The sequence below is a fragment of the Streptomyces sp. NRRL S-378 genome (genome assembly GCF_000720645.1).
GTDB lineage: Bacteria > Actinomycetota > Actinomycetes > Streptomycetales > Streptomycetaceae > Streptomyces.
Map to the genome: position 1 here is coordinate 113,607 of NZ_JOBX01000008.1, position 20,291 is coordinate 133,897.

Below are 20,291 nucleotides of genomic sequence, written 5' to 3' on the forward strand. Positions count from 1 at the left end.
CCGTCACGGTGGGGGTCCGTTCTTCGTGAGGTCGGGCGGGGGAGCGGTCGGACGCAGGGACGGGGGGAGAAGGGAGGGCGGCGGGGCCGGTGGGTCAGCCGACCGTCCACTTCTGGTTGGCGGCACCGGTGCAGGTCCAGGTCTGCAACCGGGTGCCGTCGGCGGAGGAGTTGCCCTTGGCATCCAGGCACTTGCCCGCACCTGTGTTGGTGAGGTCACGAGCGGCGGTGTACGTCCACTTCTGGGCGTTGGTGCCGTTGCAGGTGTAGAGCTGGACGACGGCGCCGTCGGCGGTGGAGCCGGCCGCGACGTCCAGGCACTTGCCGAGGGCGCGGACGGTGCCGTCGCCCCCGATGGTCCACTGCTGGGCCGCGCTGCCGGTGCAGTCGTGCAGCTGGATGGGGGTGCGGTCGGCGTCGGAGCCGCCGGCGACGTCGACGCACATGCCGCCGATGCCACGGATCGGGCGTGCGGCGGGGGCGCTGGCGGAGGAGGCGCGGACATAGTCGACGGTCATCGTCTGCGGGAAGGACGTGGAGGCGTCCGGGCTGCCGGGCCAGTCCCCACCGACCGCCAGGTTGAGGATGATGAAGAACGGGTGGTCGAAGACCCACTTGTTGCCGCCGGTGTCGGCCGGGGTGAGGGTCTTGTACGTGGTGCCGTCCACCGACCAGACGAGGGAGTTCGGGCTCCAGTCGACGGCGAACACGTGGAAGTCGTCGGCGAAGGCGCGGCCGCCGGGCAGGCTGTAGGCGGCGCCGAGGCCGCCCGCTCCGGAGTAGCCGGGGCCGTGCACCGTACCGTGCACGGTGTTGGGTTCGCGGCCGATGTTCTCCATGATGTCGATCTCACCGCTGTTGGGCCAGCCCACGCTGCCGAGGTCGTTGCCGAGCATCCAGAAGGCGGGCCAGATGCCCTGGCCGCGCGGGATTTTGATGCGGGCCTCGAAGCGGCCGTACGCCTGGGTGAAGGTTTTGGCGGTGTTCAGCCTGGCCGAGGTGTACTGGCACTGCCCGTACCAGCAGCCGAGGCCGGCGTCGGTGTTCTTCCGCGCGGTGATGACGAGGTTGCCCTGGCCGTCGAGCGCGGCGTTCGAGGTGCTGTTGGTGTAGTACTGCAGCTCGTGGTTGCCGAAGCCCGAACCGCCGGTCTCGAGCGTCCACTTGGCGGCGTCAGGAGCGCGGCCGGCCGCACCGTCGAACTCGTCGGACCAGGTCTGCGCGACAACTGCGGCACCGGCGTGCGGGGCGACCGAGCGGGTGAAGGACATGAGCACCGCCGCGACCAGGGCGGTGGTCACGAGGAGCACCACTCCGCCGAGAGAGCGGCGACGTGCGCGATGGGCAGCAGCCATGGGCATGGTTCCTTGTCTGGGTGGGGGAGGAGGGGGCCGGGCCGGCGAGTCGTCAAGAGCGACAGGGGGTATGAGAGCGCTCTCACTCGTGACGCAATGCCGCCCCGGACAGCGAGTCTTACGGAGGAGTAACCGTCATGGCAACGTCAGACGTCATTCTTGGCACGCCTCTGAGCTGCGGTTTTCTATCGTGGCCCTCGGCTTAACGATCTCTTAAGCCTGGCTTGATGCGGAGAGGTGTGCATCGGAGCCTCACGTGATCGTCGGCCGGACGTCCGCCGCGGGTACTCCGCGCGGCATCCGGACCGCGTGCTCCCGGCCACGAACCCAGCCCCGGCGGACGGTTCTCGTTCATGTGTGGGTGTCCGGCGCCGCGCAGCCCGTCGACCGGTGCGCCGGCGTCGGTCCGCGACACCACGGACACGTCGACGAGCAGCGCCGCCGGCCCCGTACGGGAAGCCGGGCGACAGGTCCTTCCGGGTGCTCGCGCCCGGAAGGACCTGCCGCCGCGCCGACCTCAGGCGTGTGCGGGGTCAGGCGGTGTGCAGCGTCAGGCCGTAGCGGCCGAGGATTTCGTTGATCGGCTGGAACCAGGTCTGGCCGCCGGACGAGCAGTTGCCCCAGCCACCGGAGGTGACGCCCTGGGCCTGGTCCCCGCTGAGGAACGAGCCGCCGGAGTCGCCTCCCTCGGCGCAGACGCTGGTCTTCGTCATCTGGTGGACGGCGCCCTGGCTGTAGTTGACGGTCTCGTTCCTGGCGAGGACGGTGCCGCAGTGCCAGTGCGTCGTGGACCCCGACCGGCAGATCGAGGCGCCCACGGGCGCCTCGGCGGAGCCGCGTACCAGCTGGTCCGGGATGGTGCCCCAGCCGAGCACCACCGGTACGGTCCACCAGCCGCTGTGGATGCCGACGTACGCGTAGTCGTTGCCGGGGAACGAGGACCCCTGGAAGGTGCCCATCGCGGACCCGTCCCAGCCGCGCACGGCGGCCCCCGCCTGCCCGCAGTGCCCAGCCGTCACGAAGCCGCCGTACACGGAGAAGCCGATCGAACAGCGGACGTTGCCGGTGTAGTACGGGTCGCCGCCGACGGTGCCCGCCGCGTACGTACGGGGCGCCTGCGCCGTCTCGGTGACGGTGACGGGGCCCCCGGCCCTGGCCAGGTCGACGAACGCCCGTACGGCGGGGGCTTCCCGCTCGGTACGTACGACCGTGACGACGACGCTGTTGGTCCGCGGGTCGACGTGCCAGCCGGCCACCCCGGTGGGGGCGCGCAGCGTGTCCAGGCGCGCTTTGGCGCGGTCCAGCGCGGCCGCGCTGTGCCGGACGAGGCGGGTGTCGGCGCCCAGTGCCCGCGCCGCGGACTCCTTCGCGCGGTCGGTCACCGCGACGACGAGCCGGCCGGTGGAAGGGTCGTACCACGAGCCGCCGTACGCGTCACCCGCGGCCTGCCGTGCGGTCTTCTCCACGGCCGCGGCGGCCTTTTCTGCGCTCAGCCGTTCCTCGGCCTGGGAAGCGGTGAGCCCGAGGTCCCGGCGCATCGCGTCGAGCAGTCCGGCCGAGGCTGACGGCGCTGCGGCGGACGATGCTGTCGCGGGCTCCGGAAGCGGGCGCGCGCTCGCCACGCCACCGTGGGCGGCGCCCAGGCCGACGGTCAGGAGCAGGGCGGCGACGGCGGCGCGTAAGGGGGTGGTGTGTTTCACGAGACCTCCTGGTGTGGGGGATTGAGAGCTTGAGAGCGCTCTCACGGAGTGTCGGGCGCTACGCTAGCCGAGCCAATTTGTCAGGTCCATACCAAGTTCCGGTTCCGTCGCGGCGGGGCCCCGCGCGTGGCCTTGCCGCACACCGCGTTCAGGAGACCGAGGGACGGCTGGGTTGCCGCTGAGGGTGGGATCGTCCGGGACGGGGTGAGCTGCCGTGCGACGGTGGTCACCGCCCCGCCTGCCGTGAGTCACCCCACCATGGGGCAGGATGGCAACCCGTTCCGGATGCGTCCACACGCCCGAACGCGGCCTACAGCACGACGAACTGACAGGTGACAAGGTGACGACACACCTCATACGACGGCCGGCGGAACGCGCCGTCACCCCCACGGGCCGACGACGCGCAGGGGAGGGGGACCGTTGAACCGGGACCTCGTCCTGCACGACTGGCTGGTCGCGGGTATCGCCCTGGCGGCGGGCGCCGCGGCCGGGCTGCTGCTGCGCACGCTCCTGCGGTGGCTGGCCCGGCACGCTGAGCGCACCCGCTGGCGGGGCGACGACATCATCGTCGACGCGCTGCGCACGATCGCCCCGGGCGCCGCGCTGATCGCGGGCGCCGCGGTGGCCGCCGGCACCCTGCCGCTCACCGCCCGGGTCTCGGGCTTCGTGAACCAGTCCCTGACCGCGCTGCTCATCCTCATCGCCACGCTCAGCACGGCGCGGGTCGTCGCCGGCCTCGTCCAGTCGATGGCGGGAACGCGCACCGGGGTGGCCGCCTCGGCGTCCATCTTCGTCAACATCACGCGGATCGTGGTCCTGGTGATGGGCGTCCTGGTCGCCCTGGAGACCCTCGGTGTGTCCATCGCACCCCTGGTCACCGCCCTCGGAGTGGGCGGTCTGGCGGTGGCCCTGGCACTCCAGGACACCCTCGCCAACCTCTTCGCCGGGGTCCACATCCTCGCGTCGAAGACCGTGCAGCCCGGTGACTACATCCGGCTCACCAGCGGCGAGGAGGGGTACGTCGTCGACATCAACTGGCGCAACACCGTGGTGCGCAACCTGTCGAACAACCTGGTCATCATCCCCAACGCGCGTCTCGCACGCACGAACATGACCAACTTCACCCAGCCGGAACAGCAGTTCTCGATCCTCGTCCAGGTGGGAGTGGGGTACGAGAGCGACCTGGAGCACGTCGAGCGGGTGACCCTGGAGGTCGTGGACCAGGTGATGGCCGACGTCAACGGCGCGGTCCCCGACCACGAGGGAGCCGTCCGCTTCCACACCTTCGCGGACTCCCGGATCAACTTCACCGTCATCCTGGGCGTCGGCGAGTTCAGCGACCAGTACCGGATCAAGCACGAGTTCATCAAGCGCCTGCACCGGCGCTTCCGCGCCGAAGGCATCTCGATCCCGGCCCCGACCCACACCATCGCCCTCCAGCGGGACGAACTCCCGGCCTCGCCCGCCTCCCCCGCGCCCGTCCCGCACCAGCGCACGACGTCACCGTCGATCCTCACGGACAGCGACCGCTGAGCCACCGCCCCCGGTCTTCGTGAAGTCTCCACACCGAGCCATGTCAGGGAAAGGGCCTCCGCGCCCCCCTGAAGGGGCAGGACACTGCAACGGCAGCGTCCGGCGCGCAAGGAGACCGCATGGCACCGGAGGTCCTGTTCCCGCTATTGCTCGCCCTCGTCGGGGCGGCGCTCCACCTGGCCAGGGAGGCCATCCGGCGGAACGCCGCCCGCCGGGTCGAGGAGACCCGTTGCCGGGCGATGGTCGACCTCGCCGGCCACTGCGGCCCGGACGCGGTCCTCGTCGACCACCGTTTCGCCTGCACCGAAGCGCGCGAGAAGTGGGACCGGATCACCCACCCGAAGGCGTACCCCGCACAAGGTCATGGTCCGGCTCCGGAACCGGCCCGCTGTTCGACGTCCGGCCCTGAAAGACGGCTCCGGCCCCGCACGTCGTGTGCGGGGCCGGAGCCGTGGAACGTCCTGCGGGTGGCGGTAGGGGCTACGGGTTCGTGAAGTAGCCGAGGAGATCGCTGATCACGTGGTTGCTGCCGCCCCAGCTGTTGAACACGCTGACCTTGCCCGCACCGACCGGGGTGGTCACGTGGTTGGGGACAGTGATGCCGGGAAGGGTGTTGAGGCTGCTGGCCGCGGGGAGCGTGCCGCCGAAGGCGTACGCCGTCAGGAAGCCCGGGCCCGTGGTCTCGGTCGCGGTGATGTTCAGTACCGCGCCCACCGCGTTCGCCGGCAGGCCGGAGACCGTCGTCGTGGCGCCCGGGGCCAGCTTGCCCGTGGTGCGGGTGTCGCCGAGCCGCTTCGGGACCACCGGCTTGAACAGGGACGTGCCGCCCTTGCCGTAGTGGCCCACGGCATCCAGCACCAGGTGCGTGGAACCGGAGTTGGTGAACAGCGTGATCGTTCCGTCCGGGCCGACCGGCACGATCGCCTGGTTCGACCTGTCCTTGCCCGGTTCCACGTTCAGGTTCGATGTCGCGGGCCGCCGGGCCGGGTCCGGATAGGCGATGACGTGAGCGTTCTCCGTCGAGCCGGTCGCGGTCAGGTTGAGGGCGACGGCGGTGGCGTCGGCGGGGATGCCGTTCACCCCGGCGACCTTGACGGTACGGGGCTTGCCGCCGGGCAGCGCCCCGCCGGTGGCGCGGGTGTCGAGCAGCCGGGCCGGGGCGAGCGGACTGAACCGCTGCCCGATGTTCGGCTGGTAGTAACCGACGAAGTCCACGATGATCGACGCCCAGCCGGAGTTGAGCTGCATCAGGGCGCCGTTGCTGTTGCCGACGGGGACGGTGACGGTGTTGGAAGTGGTAGCGCCCGCGCGGACGTTCACGTTCGAGGTCGCGGGACGGTCCTGGCCGTCGGGCCAGACGGTGAGGTGGGTGTCCTGGGTGGCGTCGGTGACGGTCACGTTCAGGACGACCGCGGACATGCTGCCCGAGAGCGGGTGCTCCGGCTTGTTGAGCCCGATGGGCAGATCCATCCACAGCGGGACGCCGCCCGGCATCACGGGGGTGTCATCGCGGCTGTCGTAGAACCGGAACGGCTCGGTGGCGACATAGCCGGACGCCGCGTAGTCGGCCTTGAACGTCTGGCTGGAGACGGACGTGGTGCCCCGGGCGTCCTGAAGGGTGAGCGTCACCTTGTAGTCACCGGGAGCCCGGTAGGTGTGCGTGAGCCGGGACAGGTCGGACACCTGCTTGACGGTGCCGTCACCGAAGTCCACGTCGGCGCGCGTCAGCGGCCACGGCGTCGCGCTCGCCGCCGGGTCGAAGCGGACGGTCAGCGGCGAGATCCGCTCGGCCGGGCTGTCCGAGGAGGGCAGCACCTGCGCGGCGGTGAAGGCCGCGGTCAGCGCACCGGCCGGCGTCACCTTGACCGGCTGCTCGGCGTGGACCTTCTTACCTGCGGCGTTGGACGCGGTGACCTTGACCACGCACGCGCACGGAGAGGCGTAGACGTGCGAGGCGACGGCCTCGGGGGCCCCGCCCTGCCGGGTGACGACCGGGGCGCTCCCGTCGCCGAAATCCACGCTGTACGTCATGCCGGTGGGCCAGCGGCTGTTCGACGAGGCCTTCACCTCGACCTTGGTGCCGATCGGCGCCCACGGCTGGTCGACCGACACGGTGGCCGTGGTCAGCTGGTCGTGGGACTCGTAGGCGCCACGGTCGAGGAACCCGCCGTCCTTGCCGGTGTTGGCCACACCGGGGTCGTCCATCGGGGCGAATCCGGCGATGTCGAGGGAGGCCAGTGCGCCCGGCGCCGTCGCGTCCGCAGAGTCGACGACGGCGGCGTCGTAGTCCGCCGGGTTCACGAAGTCGTGCGCACCCTGGCCGGTCGCAGCACGGAACTCCGAAGGAGTCCTGTGGTCGGTGCCCGCCCAGTGGTAGGCGGCGTCCGTGACCTCGGTCCGCTGATGGACGACGTTGTAGTCGGCACGGGTGCCGGACGCCGCGCTCTGCGCCACCCGCAGACCGTGGCGCGGTGCGAGGGGCGTCTCGCAGCGGGGCTGGGCACGCTCGCTGAAGACCACGTTGTTGACCACCGAGGTTCCGGTGGCACCGCCGCTGACCGAAATCCCCGCATCGCAATAGCTGGTGATGCTGTTGTTCGCGATGGCCGTATCGGAGGCGTCCACCACGCTGATGGCGGGCAGGGAAGCGCTGCTGTTGCTCTTGTTACGGCTGATGATCGTGCGCTGGGCGCCGCCCTGGATCCGGCCGGAGGCGATGGTACTCCGGCTGATCCGTACGTCCGTGCTTCCCGCGCCGATCACGAACTCGTGTGCGAGAACTGACGTTTCCACGATGACGTCGCTGGAACGCTCGATCTTGGTGTCGCGCCCGACGATCCCGCGGAGGACCAGGTGGGACGCGCCGTCGATGCTCAAGGCATCGCCCAGTACTGCCCGGTGGGCGGCGTTGGAGGTGTCGGTGACGAAGGTGATCGGCCGGCCCTGCGCTCCGGACCGGTTGATCGTGAGGGCTCCGCCGTAGGCACCCGGTGCGATCCGCACCGTCTGACCCGGTTCGACGACCTTGGCCGCCGCCTGGATCGAGCAGAACGGGGTGTTCTTCGTACCGGCACCGGTGGCGGTGTCGGAGCAGTTGGCGTTCGTGCCGTTGTTCACGAACAAGTCGGGCGGGGCCTCGGCGGCGGAGACCGCCGGTATGCCGAGGACGGTGACGAGGCCTGCGGTGAGCAGGACCGCCGCACGAGTGGGACGCACCAGCAGAATTCCTTCGGGGAAGGGGATGCGTGGACCTCGTTCCGGTGCGGCGCCGAGCCACGCCGAACGGCCGGTTCCCCCAGAGGACGTCAGGCGCACGAGAATCCACAAAGACGCTGCTCATGATCCACTCTCGGGCGACGGTTGTCACCTTCGAAATGAACGCGCTCAACGGCCGATGCGCCGTGCGGTCCGCACGGTTGACCCGGCAGGCCGGCAGGCCGGCAGGCCGGCAGGCCGGCTGTCCGGCTGTCCGGCTGTCCGGTCGGGTGGGCCCGGCCGGCCGTCTGCCCGGCGGGCCTCGGGCGACAGGGTGCCGATCAGTCCCGGTGGACCAGGATGAACTCCCCGTAGGGGTGAGCGCCGTGGCGACCCGCCGTCTCGTCGAGGGCCCTGCGCAGGGTGCGCAGGTGGCCCACGGTGAGCTGCAGCGGCGGCTCGTCCGGCTGGTACGTGGTGCCCCGGGGGTAGTCCTCGCCCGGCGTGGTGGTCATCTCGACGTGGCAGCCGAGGACATGCTGAACGGGCCGGGTGCCGCAGAAGTCCAGCAGCCGGTCGACCGTTGCCGAGTAGGCCGCCCGGTCCTCGATGTAGAGCCGCCCCGGATAGAGGGAGTCACCGGTCAGCAGGAGGCCGGTGTGGCGGTCGTGGAACACCACCGCGGCCCGCTGGTGGCCGGGGCCGGGGATCAGGTCGAGGATCCGGCCGCCCAGGTCCAGGACGCCGGTGCGGTGCGGCCAGTCGGTCAGACCGAATGCTGCCGTGACCTCGTCCAGCCCCGGTCCCACGACCGTGGTCCGGGGCCGGTCCGTGAACTGTCCGTCCGCCGCGATGTGGTCGCCGTGCCCGTGGGTGTGGGCGACCAGCAGCCCGTATTCGGGCGTCGGACGGTGTGCCAGCCAGTCCGCGACGAGCCGGTCGACCGTTTCCCGCAGCGGGAAACGGGCGGGGTCGGCGGACGCGCCCGTGTCGAGGAGCAGCGCCCGGTCATTGCCGAAGAGGAGGAAGAGGAAGGGGGCCTCGTAGTGCACGGACTTGTTCTGGCGCAGGATCACCGTGTGTTCGGAGTAGGCGTGGACCTGGATCCCCGGGGCCGGGTCGTGCTCGGGGGAGGGCCGGCCCGCGTGCCAGACGACGTCGAGACTGCCGGTGACCGGGGCACCCCGGCGAAAGTCGATCACGCCTCCAACCTACTCCTGCCGGCGTGCACCGGGGGGCGGGCCGTCGCCGGCCCCGACGGCCTGTACCGGGCCCGACGGCCCGTACCGGGCCCGACCGGCGCACACCGGGCCGGAGACGGGCCCGTTCCCGGCTCGCGCGTGCCGCCCGATCGCGGTTTCGTGGTGACAGAGGCGTGCGTACCGATGCGGCGGCATCGACCGCCGGACCGAGCCCTCGCCGTGACGGAGGAGGGCGGAACATGTCCGCACCAGGTCCCACCACCGGCCGCCGACGCCGTGCGGCGGTCCTCACCGCGGCGCTGGCCTGCTCGGCACTGCTCACCGGGCCGGGCCCCGCCGCGGCAGGCGGCCCGCCCGCGGCGCCCGCGCCCGCGCCTGCTGCGCCCGCGGCACCCGCGCCGGCGCCCCCGCCTGCTGCGCCCGCGGCACCCGCTGCACCCGTGCCGACGGCACCCGTACCGCCCTCGCCGTCACCCTCGGTGGCCGTGCCGCGACTGGACTGGAGTCCCTGCCGGCCCGGCAGCCCGTGGGCTTGTGCCACGGCGAAGGTGCCGCTCGACCATGCCGCACCCGCCGGGCGCACCATCGACCTGGCCGTCGTACGCCGCCAGGCCGCCGACCCCGCCCGGCGCATCGGCACCCTGTTCGTGAATCCCGGAGGTCCCGGAGGCCCCGGGACCGTACAGGTGCCGCAGAACTACGACGCCTTCCCCAGGGAACTGCGGGAACGGTTCGACATCGTCAGCTGGGACCCCCGCGGGATCGGCAGCAGCACGGCCGTGAACTGCTTCGACACCACCGACGAGGCCAAGGCCTGGGCGGCCCGCCCACCCGCCGGCTTCCCGGTGGGCGCGCCGGAGCGCAAGGCCTGGACCGACGCGTACGAGGACCTCGGCCGGCTCTGCGAGAAGCGCGACCCGGACCTCCTGCGCCACGTGTCGACCGCCGACACCGCCCGGGACCTCGACCTGCTCCGCCGGGCGGTCGGTGAACCGCAGCTGAACTACCTCGGTGTCTCCTACGGCACGATCCTCGGCGCCACCTACGCCAACCTCTTCCCCGGCAGCGTCCGCGCCATGGTCCTCGACAGCAACATCGCCCCCCGGGCGTGGACCGGCGACCCCGCGCAGGACGATCCCCGCACCACGACCCTCCTGCGCATGGGCTCGGACCGCACCGCCGCGGCCACCCTGGACCGGTTCCTCACCCTGTGCGGATCGGCGCCGAAGGCCCGCTGCGCCTTCTCGGCGGGCAGCCCCGAGGCCACCCGCGAGAAGTTCGACCGGCTGATGCAGCGGCTTCGGGAGCGCCCGATCGGTCCGTGGACGTACGCGAGGACGGTCGCCGACACGGTGAACTCCCTCTACATCGTCGACCCCGGCTGGACCGCTCTCGCCGGCAGGCTCCAGGAGCTGTCGCAGGGCCGGGCCCCCCAGCCCCCGGTGTACCCCCCGCCGCCCCCGGTCGCCGAGCCGAACCCGTACCTGGGGGACGAGCAGGCGGCCGCCGTGTGGTGCGCCGACAGCCCCAACCCGCGCGACCCCGCCGCGTACCGGCGCCTGGAGGAGGACAGCGCCCGCCGGTCGGGCGACGCGGGACGCTTCTGGACGTGGGCGGCGGAGCCCTGTGCCACCTGGCCGGCGCGGGCCGCCGCCGGGTACGACGGCCCGTGGAACACCCCCACGGCCCGCCCCGTCCTGGTGATCGGGACCCGGTACGACCCCTCCACCCCCTACACCGGCGCCCGGGCCATGGCCGCCGAGCTGGCTGACGCCCGCCTGCTCACCAACGACGGGTACGGGCACACCGCACTGTTCAACAACGGCAGCAGCTGCATCGGCGCGTACGAGAGCCGGTACTTCGTCGACGGCACCCTCCCGCCCCCCGGCACGGTCTGCCGAGCGGACAGGACCCCCTTCTCCTGACGGGCGGGAACGCGGCGCGCTCCAGGCTCGACGAGCTCCACGTGCAGGCCGGCCGCCTCGGCGATGCCGGGATCCTCTACGGCAATCCGGTGGCGGGCTTCAGCCCCTCCAACCTCTGGGCGCAGGACCGCTCATGGGTCCTGCGTACCGACTACGACCTGTGGGCCTCCAAGGTGGCCGGCCCGCCGGCCCTCATCGAAGCACTGCTGAACGACCCCGAACTCGAGGCCGTACGCCTGCCCTGGGCAACCTGACCCGGGCCGCTCGCGACCGCCTCAACTACGCTGCCAGAAGGTGCAGTCGCGCCACTTGTCCGGCGCTGCCGAGTCGCCACTCGGGCAGGGGACCGGCGTCCGCGGGGGTGCGGAAGGCCGCTCCCAACGGGTCGGCTCAGCCGGGGCGTTCGCGGACACCTCGAGGTACCAGGTCGCCACTCCACCGACGAGCACCAGCGCTGCCCAGCCACCCCACACCCACCGTCGCACCGACCTCGACACACGTCCCCCCTGCTACGCAACCGGTCATGGAACTCCCCGTGCCCATTCTGACCCCCGGAAGCGGGCCCCCGGCGCACGGTGGTGGGCCCCGGCCCCACCAGCGGGCCCCGGCCCCACCAGCGGGCCCCGGCCCCACCACCGTGCGCCCGGGGCCCGTCGGCGTGCCCCTCCGCCCCCCACGCCCGAATGCGAAGGCCGGCGCGGGGACATCGGCGGTCCGGCCCCGGTGATGAAAGAGGCACCGTGAACCCCTGTCGTATCGGTGACCTCATGAGGCATGAATTCCTTGAACGGCCGACGCGCACCACCGTCGTTGTTTTCGGTCCGTGCCGGGCGACCGGCGCGGAGTTGTTGACCGTTCAACGTCCTGGACGGAGCAGCTCGCACGGCTGGCCGCGCCCCGGGCGGCCCTCGGGTCGGCGTTCCTGCGCCGGTCGGCGCCGCGACGGAACAAGGCCCTTTGCGACAGGACGGGCAACAGGAAAGCCGTAGCACGGCAACAGTGCGCCGGCAGTGTTCGCGGCGACGGCAAGAAATGTGACCACCGGCCGGTGGAGAAACCGACGGAAAATTCCGGAACCTTCAATTCGGATTCGCGAGCCTGGGAATTCGCGGGACCCCGACCCCTCCGGGCGTGCCCACCGAGCAGGCGAACAAGGACATTTACCCCTGCGCACTCCTGCGTGCTTCCTTTCTGCGCCGGTTGACACCATCCGGTGGCGCAACGACACCGTGCGCTCGTCGCACCCAGTGACGTCCGTCCGGCACGGCCGATACGTTCTTCATTACCGAAGGCATATTCCAACCAGCGGTCCTCGCCGTTGAGAGGGACGGGCATGACGAGCCACGCAACCGAAGTCGACCTCGAAGAGCTGCTCCGCCGGGCGCTGGACGGCTCCGGTACGGGCCCGCGCTGGACCACCGGCGCGGACGAGATGTGGTGCCGCCTCACCCCCCGTACCGCCACGCAACGCGCTCAGGGATGGAAGCTGCACGTGTCGGCGACGTCCGCCTCCGCGCCCGCCGTACTCGCCAGATCCCTGGACGTGCTGCTGCAGGGGGACTCGGCGTTCAAGTTCGCCCGGTCCCTGGAGACGGTGGGAGCGCTCAACTCCCGTGCCACACCACGGGGGAGCTCGGGCAAGTTCATCACCGTCTACCCCCGCTCGGACACCGACGCGGCCCGCATCGCCCTGGAACTGCACCAGGCCACGGCGGGGCTGGCCGGCCCCCGGATCCTGTCGGACCAGCCCTACGCCGTGAACAGTCTGGTGCACTACCGCTACGGGGCCTTCGTCGGCCGCCGGCGGCTCTCGGACGACGGTCTGCTGGTGTGGTTCATCGAGGACCCCGACGGAAACCCCGTCGAGGACAAGCGCACCGGCGAGTACTCCCCGCCCTCCTGGGCCGTCAGCCCCTTCCCCGCCTCGGTCCCCGCCCCGCCGCGCAAGGGGAAGGAGGCGAGCGGGCCGGTACTGCTCGGCGGGCGCTTCTCGGTCCGCGAGGCCATCCGCCACACCAACAAGGGCGGTGTCTACCGCGGTACGGACGTCACCACGGGCGCACCCGTGGTCATCAAGGAGGCCCGGCCGCACGTGGAGGCCGACGCGTCCGGATCCGACGTACGGGACTGGCTGCGCGCCGAGGCGAGGACCCTGGAGCAGCTGGGCGGCACGGGCCTGGCACCCGAGCCCCTCGCGATGTTCGAGCACGCGGGACACCTGTTCCTGGCCCAGGAGGAAATACCCGGCGCGCCCCTGCGCAACTGGGTCGCGGAACACTTCCGCGATGCCGGGAGCGAGCGCTACCGCGCCGATGCCCTGGCCCAGGCGGCCCGCCTGGTCGACCTCGTCGCCGCAGCCCACGCCCGCGGCTGTGTCCTGCGTGACTTCACCCCCGGCAACATCATGGTCCGACCGGACGGCGAACTGCGCCTCATCGACCTGGAGCTCGCCGTCCTGGGGGACGACACCGCCCTCCCGACGACGGTCGGAACCCCCGGCTTCAGCGCTCCCGAGCGCCTGCAGGACGCACCCGTCTCGCCCACCGCCGACTACTACAGCCTCGGCGCCACCGTGTGCTTCGTCCTCACCGGGAAGGTCCCCAACCTGCTGCCCGAGGAGCCCGCGACCAGGCGCTCGGAGCAACGGCTCGCCGCATGGCTGGCCGCCTGCGACGCCACGCTCGACCTCCCGGACGCACTGCGCGAGACCGTCCTCGGCCTGATGCGGGAGGACCCCGCCGAGAGGTGGGACCCCGCCAGGGCCGCCGAGGCGCTCCGGCGCACGGAACGGCAGCTCCCTCCCCACCACGCCGCCCCCGGGCACCGCACCACCGCGGACGACGACGGAACGCAGACCGCCGTGGCGGGCATCGTGCAGCACCTCGTCGATACGATGACCCCGCACGACGACAAGCGGCTCTGGCCCGTCTCCACCATGGCGGGGGAGACCGGCCCCTGCACCGTCCAGCAGGGCGCGGCCGGCGTACTGGCCGTCCTGACCCAGTACTTCGAGGCCACCGGCGACCCGCGCCTGCCGGAGGCAATGGCCACCGCGGGCCACTGGACCGCGGCCCGCACCGACCTGGAATCCGTACGCCCCGGCCTGCACTTCGGCGGCCGCGGCACCGCCTGGGCGCTGTACGACGCCGGACACGCCATCGGCGACGGCGCCCTCGTGGACCACGCACTCGCCCTCGCCCTCGCGCCACAGGCACCGACGCCCAGCCACGACATCACCCACGGCTGCGCGGGCAGCGGACTCGCCGCCGCCCACCTGTGGCACCGCACCAAGGACCCGCGCCTGGCCGAGCTGGTCGTCGACGCCGCCGACCGGCTGGCGGCGGCCGCGCGGCGCGAGCCGTCCGGGGTCAGCTGGCCTGTTCCCGCGGAGGCCGTCTCCGAGGAAGCGGGCAAACGCTACCTGGGATTCGCGCACGGAACCGCGGGCATCGGCTGCTTCCTCCTCGCCGCCGCGACGGTCGCGGACCGGCCCGAGTACACCGAGCTGGCGGTCGCGGCGGGCGAACACCTGGTGGCCCACGCCCTCCTCGTCGGCGAGGCCGCCCAGTGGCCGGCGCAGGCGACGGACCCGCCCACAGCCCCGTACTGGTGCCACGGTTCGGCCGGCATCGGCACCTTCCTCGTCCGGCTCTGGCGGGCCACCGCAGACGACCGCTTCTTCGACCTCGCGCACCGCGCGACGCACGCCGTCGTCGAACGCGCCTCCCGGGCAGCCCTCACCCAATGCCACGGACTCGCGGGCAACGGCGACTTCCTCCTCGACATGGCCGAGGCCACGGGGGATCCGGCGTACCGCACCATGGCCGAACACCTGGCCCGACTCGTCGTCGCCGAACGGGCCCACCGGTCACGCCACGTCGTCTTCCCCAACGAGTACGGGGACGTATCGACGAGCTGGAGCGACGGATCCGCAGGAATCCTGGCCTTCCTCCTGCGCATCCGCCACACAGGACCCCGGCGCTGGATGATCTGATCCGGCAGCCGGTTTGAGCGGCAGGGACCCTGCCGCCACGTCACAGAGAAGGAGAAAGTCATGGAGAACCGCGACCTCGAACTGCTGGCTCACCTGCACGCCCTTCCGGAGACCGACCCGGTCGGCGTCGACGGAGCCCCGTTCGCCGCGACCTGCGAGTGCGTCGGCCTGCTGACGCTCCTCAACACCGTCTGTGTGGGCATCAGCTGCGCCTGACCCCGATCACGGGCCTTCTCGGCCCGGCCACCGGACACCGCAGGGGGAACACCAGGTGTTCCCCCTGCGGGACCCGGCCGGAGCCGCCGTGAGACGGGCCCGACAACCTCCGGCCGGTGGCTGCCCCGCAGCAGCCACCGGCCGGAGCACCACCCCGACCCCCACCCCGGCCACACCCGTACCCCGAGTCCGCAGACGACACCCCGCAGACGAGGACCGACCATGAAGCCGCACGCCGGTGACGACGCCCCCGCTCAGGCCCTCCTCCTGACAGCCGCCCCCGAGGACCCGGACAGCGCCCGGCCCGGGCCCGGACCGGCGTACGCCATCAGTACCCGCGGCCTCGCCAAGAGCTACCCGGGCCCGGACGGCACCGCCGTCCACGCCGTCCGCGGCCTGGACCTGGACGTGAGCCAGGGCGAGACCTTCGCCTTCCTCGGCCCGAACGGCGCCGGCAAGTCCACCACCATCGCGATGCTGTGCGCCTTGGCCCGCCCCACCGCGGGGCAGGCCGTCGTGGCCGGTGCCGACGTGGCCGGCCGGCCGGACCGCGTACGCCGCAACGTCGGCATGCTCTTCCAGCACAGCGCCCTGGACCCGGACCTGACGGCCGAACAGAACCTGTACGTCCACACCCGCCTCTACGGGATGGGCCGCCGCCACGCCCGCCGCCGTATCGGCGAGACGATGGAGGCGGTCGCACTCACCGACCGTCGGCGCTCCCCGGTCCGCACCCTGTCGGGCGGCATGCGCCGACGCCTGGAGATCGCCCGCGGTCTGCTGCACGAGCCCCGCATCCTCTTCCTGGACGAGCCGACCACCGGACTCGACCCGCACGCCCGCGCCCAGGTCTGGGACCACCTGCGCACCCTGCGCGAACGGCACGGCACCACGCTCTTCGTCACCACCCACTACCTGGAGGAGGCGGAGAACTGCGACCGCCTCGCCATCATCGACGCGGGCCGCCTGGTCGCGCAGGGCACGCCCTTCGCCCTGAAGGCCGCGATCGGCGACGACCGGGTCGTGCTGCGCACCGGCGACGACACCAAGGCACGCCAGGTCGTCCACGAGACCGCTCCGCCGGGCACCGCCCTCACCCTGGACACCGACGGCCTCTGCCTGCGCGTACCCGACGGGAGCGCCTGGATCCCCCGCCTGTGCGCGGCGCTGGAAGCCCACGGGATCCCCGTACGAGCCGCGTCCGCGACCCCTCCCACCCTCGACGACGTCTTCTTCCACCACACCGGCCGCAGCATCACCACGGCACGGCCCCCGCAGCCGGAAACCGGGAAGGACGCATGACCGCCCCCGCCCCCGTACCCGCCCCCGAGCACCGGGCCGCAGGCACCCCCGCGACCCCTGACACCCCCGGCCGCGAGCCGGCCCGGCTGCGGCGTGAACTGCGCGCGGTCCACGCCCTGGTCCACCGCGACCTCCTGCGCCTGTCCTCCCAGCCCACGCACACCGCACTCATGCTGCTCCAGCCGGTGCTGTACCTCTTCGTCCTCGGCGGCGGGCTGTCCGCTCTGATCCCCACATCGACGCTCGGCGTCGGCTATCAGACCTACCTCTTCCCCGGCATGCTGATGATGACGGTCCAGACGCCGGCCATCATGGTCGGCATCCGCATGATCACCGACCGGCAGAGCGGCTACCTGCGCGAGCTCCTCATGGCACCGGTCAGCCGCACCACGCTGCTCCTGGGCAGCTGCGCCGGAGGTACGACCGTAGCCGCGGTGCAGGGCGCGGTGCTCCTCGCGATGGCCGGCGCGGTGGGGCTGCCCTATGACCCGCTGCTCCTGGCGCTGCTCCTGGCCGGCATGATCCTGGCCTCGTTCACCATCACCGCCCTGTCCCTGGCCCTGGCCGTGAGCCTCCAACGAGCCGAGGTCTTCCACATGTTGCTCGGCGTGGTGATGATGCCCCTGCTCTTCCTGTCCGGCGGGTTCTTCCCGCTCGACAGCCTGCCGGGCTGGGCCCGCTCCCTGGCCGCCGTGAATCCGATCGCGTACGGGGTGGACCTGCTCCGCCGCTCCATCACGCTCCGGTTGCCGGACCTGGCCACCGCGGCGGGCATCGAATGGTTCGGCAGCCGTCCCCCGCCGGCCCTCGAAGCCGCGGCCCTCCTGGCGACCGGCGTCCTGGCGCTCCTCTGGGCCGCCCACCGCTTCAAGCGCCCGGACTGAGGCGGGCCCCGTAACAGCCTGTCACCATACGGGCTGCACGAGCCTCCCTGACATCCCCGGCTGAATTCCGCAGGGGCCGGTGTCGAATATCCGTCCCCCCGCGGGGCGGTATTGCCTTCGCCGAGAATTTCTGCGTCTTCCCTGGCATCGGATCCGGGCTTTTGCGGAAGGAGGGCCTGCGCGCGGTATGGTGGAGGTTTCTCGCGGATGAATGGACGAGCGGCATTCCTGCGTGCGTTCGACCCGAATGCATCCCACCCTCCTTGTTCGCATGGCGCGTCATGTTCCTGGCCGACGCCGAGGTCTCCGAAACGACCGACCACTCCTCCGAGACGCTGTCCCGGCGCTTCCAGAAGGTGGCGTTCCTGCCTCTCGGCTTCTGGCAGCACCTGGACCGAACGGGAGTGCCCCCCTGTCCGTGAGCGGCGGGGCGCCGCCGCTCACAGGAAGCGGCGGAGCGGGCGGATCGAGAGTTCGCGGGCGCGCTGGAGGACCGAGCGACGGCGCCAGCGCTCCGGGGCGATGGGGGTACTGGCCCGGAGGTCCTGGTCGTAGTGCTCGTCCAGGGTGCGGGTGACGGCCGGGTCCATGACGGCGAGCATGACCTCCTCGTCGTGGTCGAGGGAGCGCCGGTTGAAGTTCGACGAGCCGATGAGGGAGACCACCCCGTCCACCGTCATGATCTTGGCGTGCATCATCGTGGGCTGGTACTGGTGGATGCGTACGCCGGCGGCGGTCAGGGCCTCGTAGTGGTGCTGGCCCGCCAGTTGGCACACCCGCTTGTCGGTGTGCGGACCGGGCAGCAGGATCTCGACGCCCACGCCCCGGCGGGCGGTGGCGGACAGCAGCTCGACGAAGTAGTCGTCGGGGGCGAAGTACGCGGTCGCCAGGCGCACACGCTCCTCCGCCGATTCCAGGACGACCCGCATCAGCGTCTGCATGTCCTGCCATCCGAAGGCGGCGGAGCCGCGCACCACCTGGACGACGGCGGAGCCGGCCGGCTAGTGATCCACGAACCGGTCGCGGTCGTCGAAGAGTTCGGGATGGCACTCCGCCCAGTTCTGGGCGAACGCCGCGGCGATCCCGTCGACGGCCGGCCCGCGGACCTCGGCGTGCGTGTCCCGCCATTCGTTCGGGTTGCGGGCGTCCCCGCACCACTCCTCGGCGATGCCGACGCCGCCGGTGAAGGCGACCTGCTCGTCGACGACGAGGACCTTGCGGTGACAGCGGTGGTTCTGCTTGAGCGGGGAGAGGAAGACGGGTCTGCGGAACCACGCGACGTCCACCCCGGCCGTGCTCATCCGGTCCAGCAGGTCCTGCTCGATCAGACGGCTGCCGAAGCCGTCCAGCAGCAGCCGCACGCGCACGCCGTGCCGCGCCCGTTCGGCCAGGGCCTCGGCGAACCTGCGGGCGATGTCGCCCTTCCAGTAGACGAAGGTCATCATGTCGACGGTGTGCCGGGCCGAGGAGACGGCGTCCAGCATCGCGGTGAAGATCTCGTCGCCGTTGCGCAGCGGACGTACGGAGTTCCCCTCGGTCGCGGCGATGCCGATCAGGCACTCCAGCCGTCGGCGTATGCGCCGAATGCGCTCGTCGGCGCGGGCGGCCCGGTCTGCGGCGGCGGCCGCGCGCTGCGGATCGGCTCCCGCGCCGAGAGCCTCCGTCCCCTCGGCGGGGGCGGCGTCGGTGTCGGTGGTCGTCATGACGAGGCTCCTCGGGCAGGGGTGGTGGACGGGGAGGAGGCGGGGCCGCCGGTGCCGCACTCCCACGGGGCGGGCGCCCGGAGCTCGGTCCAGGCGGCCAGGGCTTCGCCGTCCACGCGGACGATGCCGCAGGCGTCGGCGTACTCGGCGGCCGGCGCGGTGAAGGAACTGGTCGTCACGATGACGGCGACATCGGCTTCGTGGACCGCGAAGCAGGTTCCGCCGAAGCGCTGGAGGTCCTGCGAGCCGACCCGGTTGTCCTCGGCGTAGTGCTTGCACTGGAGCACCACTCGACGCCCGTCCGCCGTCGTCGCGAGGACGTCGGCGCCGAGGTCGCCCGCGCCGCCCACCACCTCCACCGAGGTGCAGCCGTCCCGTGCGCACAGGGCGGCCACCGCGTGTTCAAAACCGTCGGCGTCGACCGCTGCGTGGTCGAGGGCCTCGCCCCCGACGTCGGGCAGGTCCGCCGGCGGCCCGGCGTACCCCGAGGGCCGTACGGCACGGACCCGGCGCCGGCCGGGAGCCAGGCTCCACCGCGCCATGAGCGAACCGGCCACCAGCACGAAGAGGATGGCGACCGGAGCGAGCGGGAGCCCGCCCCCGCTCCCCGGAGTGGCCTTCAGAAAGGCCGCCACGCCTGCGACGGCGATGCCGAGCAGCCCGAGCGCGAGCACCGCGTCCCGCCCCAGGGATCCTGAGCCGCGTACGGACGCGGGCGCGTCCTCCTCAGGTGTGGTCATCAGTGTTCCCCCTCTCGCCCCGGCACACCGGCCCCGGCCCCGCCCGGGACCGGAGCGCGGACCGTGGCGGACGCCGAAGCCTGTTCGACGCCCGTATGGCCGGGATTCCGGTTCTCAAACCGGTGGGGGAGGGGATCCGATCCCGATGTCCCGGGTCAGCCCTGGCGGGGCGGGACGATCATGGCCGTGCCCTCCGCCACGCTGGGGGCGGTGGCGAAGGCCAGTTCGGCACCGGTGAGTTCCAGCAACCGGGCCAGCCGTCTGGGCACGGTCCCCGCCAGGACCACCGGCCTCTCCAGCGTCGGCTGCAGCATCACACTGAGCGCGGTCGAGTCGACGAAGGTCACCCCGGCGACGTCCAGGACGAACCGGGTGACACCGGGCGCCGCGGGATCCATGGCGGTCCGCAGATCGGCCACGTTGTCCATGTCGAACTCGCCCGCCATCACCACGATGCGCACGTCCCCGTCGGACCGGGTCTCGACGTGGCTGCGCGCCTCGGCGTTCTGCGTGTCCATGCTGTTCACGTCTGCCTTCCCCACA

General features: G+C 72.1%; 15 protein-coding genes and 1 pseudogene. 9 read left to right on the forward strand and 7 right to left on the reverse strand.

Features of this window, described 5'->3' with window-relative positions; all coding sequences use genetic code 11:
* Positions 1 to 94: 94 nt before the first annotated feature.
* Both IH80_RS0107945 and IH80_RS0107950 read right to left on the reverse strand, forming a co-directional pair.
* Entirely contained in the window at positions 95 to 1,360 is a 1,266-nt protein-coding gene (locus tag IH80_RS0107945) for a family 16 glycosylhydrolase (protein ID WP_420708766.1), read from the reverse strand.
* Between the two features lie 527 nt (positions 1,361 to 1,887).
* Positions 1,888 to 3,054 (reverse strand): S1 family peptidase, encoded by a 1,167-nt coding sequence (locus tag IH80_RS0107950; RefSeq protein WP_030958825.1) that lies wholly within the window; start codon positions 3,052 to 3,054, stop codon positions 1,888 to 1,890.
* A 420-nt stretch (positions 3,055 to 3,474) separates the two neighbouring features.
* Here IH80_RS0107950 and IH80_RS0107955 point away from each other — a divergent pair, with 420 nt between their 5' ends.
* Together IH80_RS0107955 and IH80_RS0107960 are read left to right on the forward strand one after the other, a co-directional pair.
* On the forward strand, positions 3,475 to 4,587 hold the full coding sequence (locus IH80_RS0107955; RefSeq protein ID WP_037879160.1) for a mechanosensitive ion channel family protein: 1,113 nt from the start codon (positions 3,475 to 3,477) through the stop codon (positions 4,585 to 4,587).
* Between the two features lie 119 nt (positions 4,588 to 4,706).
* The gene (locus tag IH80_RS0107960; protein WP_030958829.1) at positions 4,707 to 5,081 is read left to right on the forward strand and encodes a hypothetical protein; all 375 of its coding nucleotides are present in this window, start codon (positions 4,707 to 4,709) and stop codon (positions 5,079 to 5,081) included.
* On the opposite strand, the gene IH80_RS0107965 is transcribed toward IH80_RS0107960, so the two are convergent.
* Entirely contained in the window at positions 5,068 to 7,803 is a 2,736-nt protein-coding gene (locus tag IH80_RS0107965; RefSeq protein ID WP_030958830.1) for a PKD domain-containing protein, read from the reverse strand. The two genes, IH80_RS0107960 and IH80_RS0107965, sit on opposite strands and share 14 nt — an antisense overlap.
* Before the next feature lie 320 nt (positions 7,804 to 8,123).
* On the reverse strand, positions 8,124 to 8,984 hold the full coding sequence (locus IH80_RS0107970; RefSeq protein ID WP_030958831.1) for an MBL fold metallo-hydrolase: 861 nt from the start codon (positions 8,982 to 8,984) through the stop codon (positions 8,124 to 8,126).
* 548 nt (positions 8,985 to 9,532) lie between these two features.
* On the opposite strand from IH80_RS0107970, the gene IH80_RS0107975 reads away from it, so the two are divergent.
* From IH80_RS0107975 to IH80_RS44585, 7 genes are all read left to right on the forward strand, one after another.
* A complete protein-coding gene (locus IH80_RS0107975) occupies positions 9,533 to 10,909 on the forward strand; it encodes an alpha/beta fold hydrolase (RefSeq protein ID WP_051808932.1) in 1,377 nt (458 codons plus the stop codon).
* Between the two features lie 41 nt (positions 10,910 to 10,950).
* Positions 10,951 to 11,163, forward strand: coding sequence for a hypothetical protein (locus IH80_RS0107980; protein ID WP_030958835.1), 213 nt, complete (start codon positions 10,951 to 10,953; stop codon positions 11,161 to 11,163).
* A 1,079-nt stretch (positions 11,164 to 12,242) separates the two neighbouring features.
* Complete coding sequence (gene lanL / locus IH80_RS0107985; RefSeq protein ID WP_030958837.1) at positions 12,243 to 14,903, forward strand: class IV lanthionine synthetase LanL; 2,661 nt, start codon at positions 12,243 to 12,245, stop codon at positions 14,901 to 14,903.
* A 60-nt stretch (positions 14,904 to 14,963) separates the two neighbouring features.
* Positions 14,964 to 15,119, forward strand: a complete 156-nt coding sequence (locus tag IH80_RS45300) for a VenA family class IV lanthipeptide (protein WP_167350579.1) — start codon at positions 14,964 to 14,966, stop codon at positions 15,117 to 15,119.
* 222 nt (positions 15,120 to 15,341) lie between these two features.
* Positions 15,342 to 16,421: a daunorubicin resistance protein DrrA family ABC transporter ATP-binding protein gene (locus IH80_RS0107995; RefSeq protein WP_037879163.1), complete on the forward strand. Its 1,080-nt coding sequence runs from the start codon at positions 15,342 to 15,344 to the stop codon at positions 16,419 to 16,421.
* Complete coding sequence (locus tag IH80_RS0108000; RefSeq protein WP_078906373.1) at positions 16,418 to 17,305, forward strand: ABC transporter permease; 888 nt, start codon at positions 16,418 to 16,420, stop codon at positions 17,303 to 17,305. Before IH80_RS0107995 ends, IH80_RS0108000 begins: the two co-directional genes overlap by 4 nt.
* Before the next feature lie 263 nt (positions 17,306 to 17,568).
* A complete protein-coding gene (locus tag IH80_RS44585; protein WP_158943316.1) occupies positions 17,569 to 17,727 on the forward strand; it encodes a hypothetical protein in 159 nt (52 codons plus the stop codon).
* Between the two features lie 18 nt (positions 17,728 to 17,745).
* Here the strand turns inward: IH80_RS44585 and IH80_RS39015 are convergent.
* The 3 genes and pseudogenes from IH80_RS39015 to IH80_RS40665 form a co-directional block, all read right to left on the reverse strand.
* Positions 17,746 to 19,008 (reverse strand): annotated as a pseudogene (locus tag IH80_RS39015) (phospholipase D-like domain-containing protein).
* Positions 19,005 to 19,748 carry a restriction endonuclease gene (locus IH80_RS40660; RefSeq protein ID WP_051808933.1) on the reverse strand — a complete coding sequence of 248 codons (744 nt, stop codon included), beginning with the start codon at positions 19,746 to 19,748 and terminating at the stop codon, positions 19,005 to 19,007. The pseudogene IH80_RS39015 and the gene IH80_RS40660 overlap by 4 nt, the downstream one beginning before the upstream one ends.
* Positions 19,749 to 19,903: 155 nt before the next feature.
* A complete protein-coding gene (locus IH80_RS40665; protein WP_234432162.1) occupies positions 19,904 to 20,266 on the reverse strand; it encodes an STAS domain-containing protein in 363 nt (120 codons plus the stop codon).
* Positions 20,267 to 20,291: the final 25 nt, after the last annotated feature.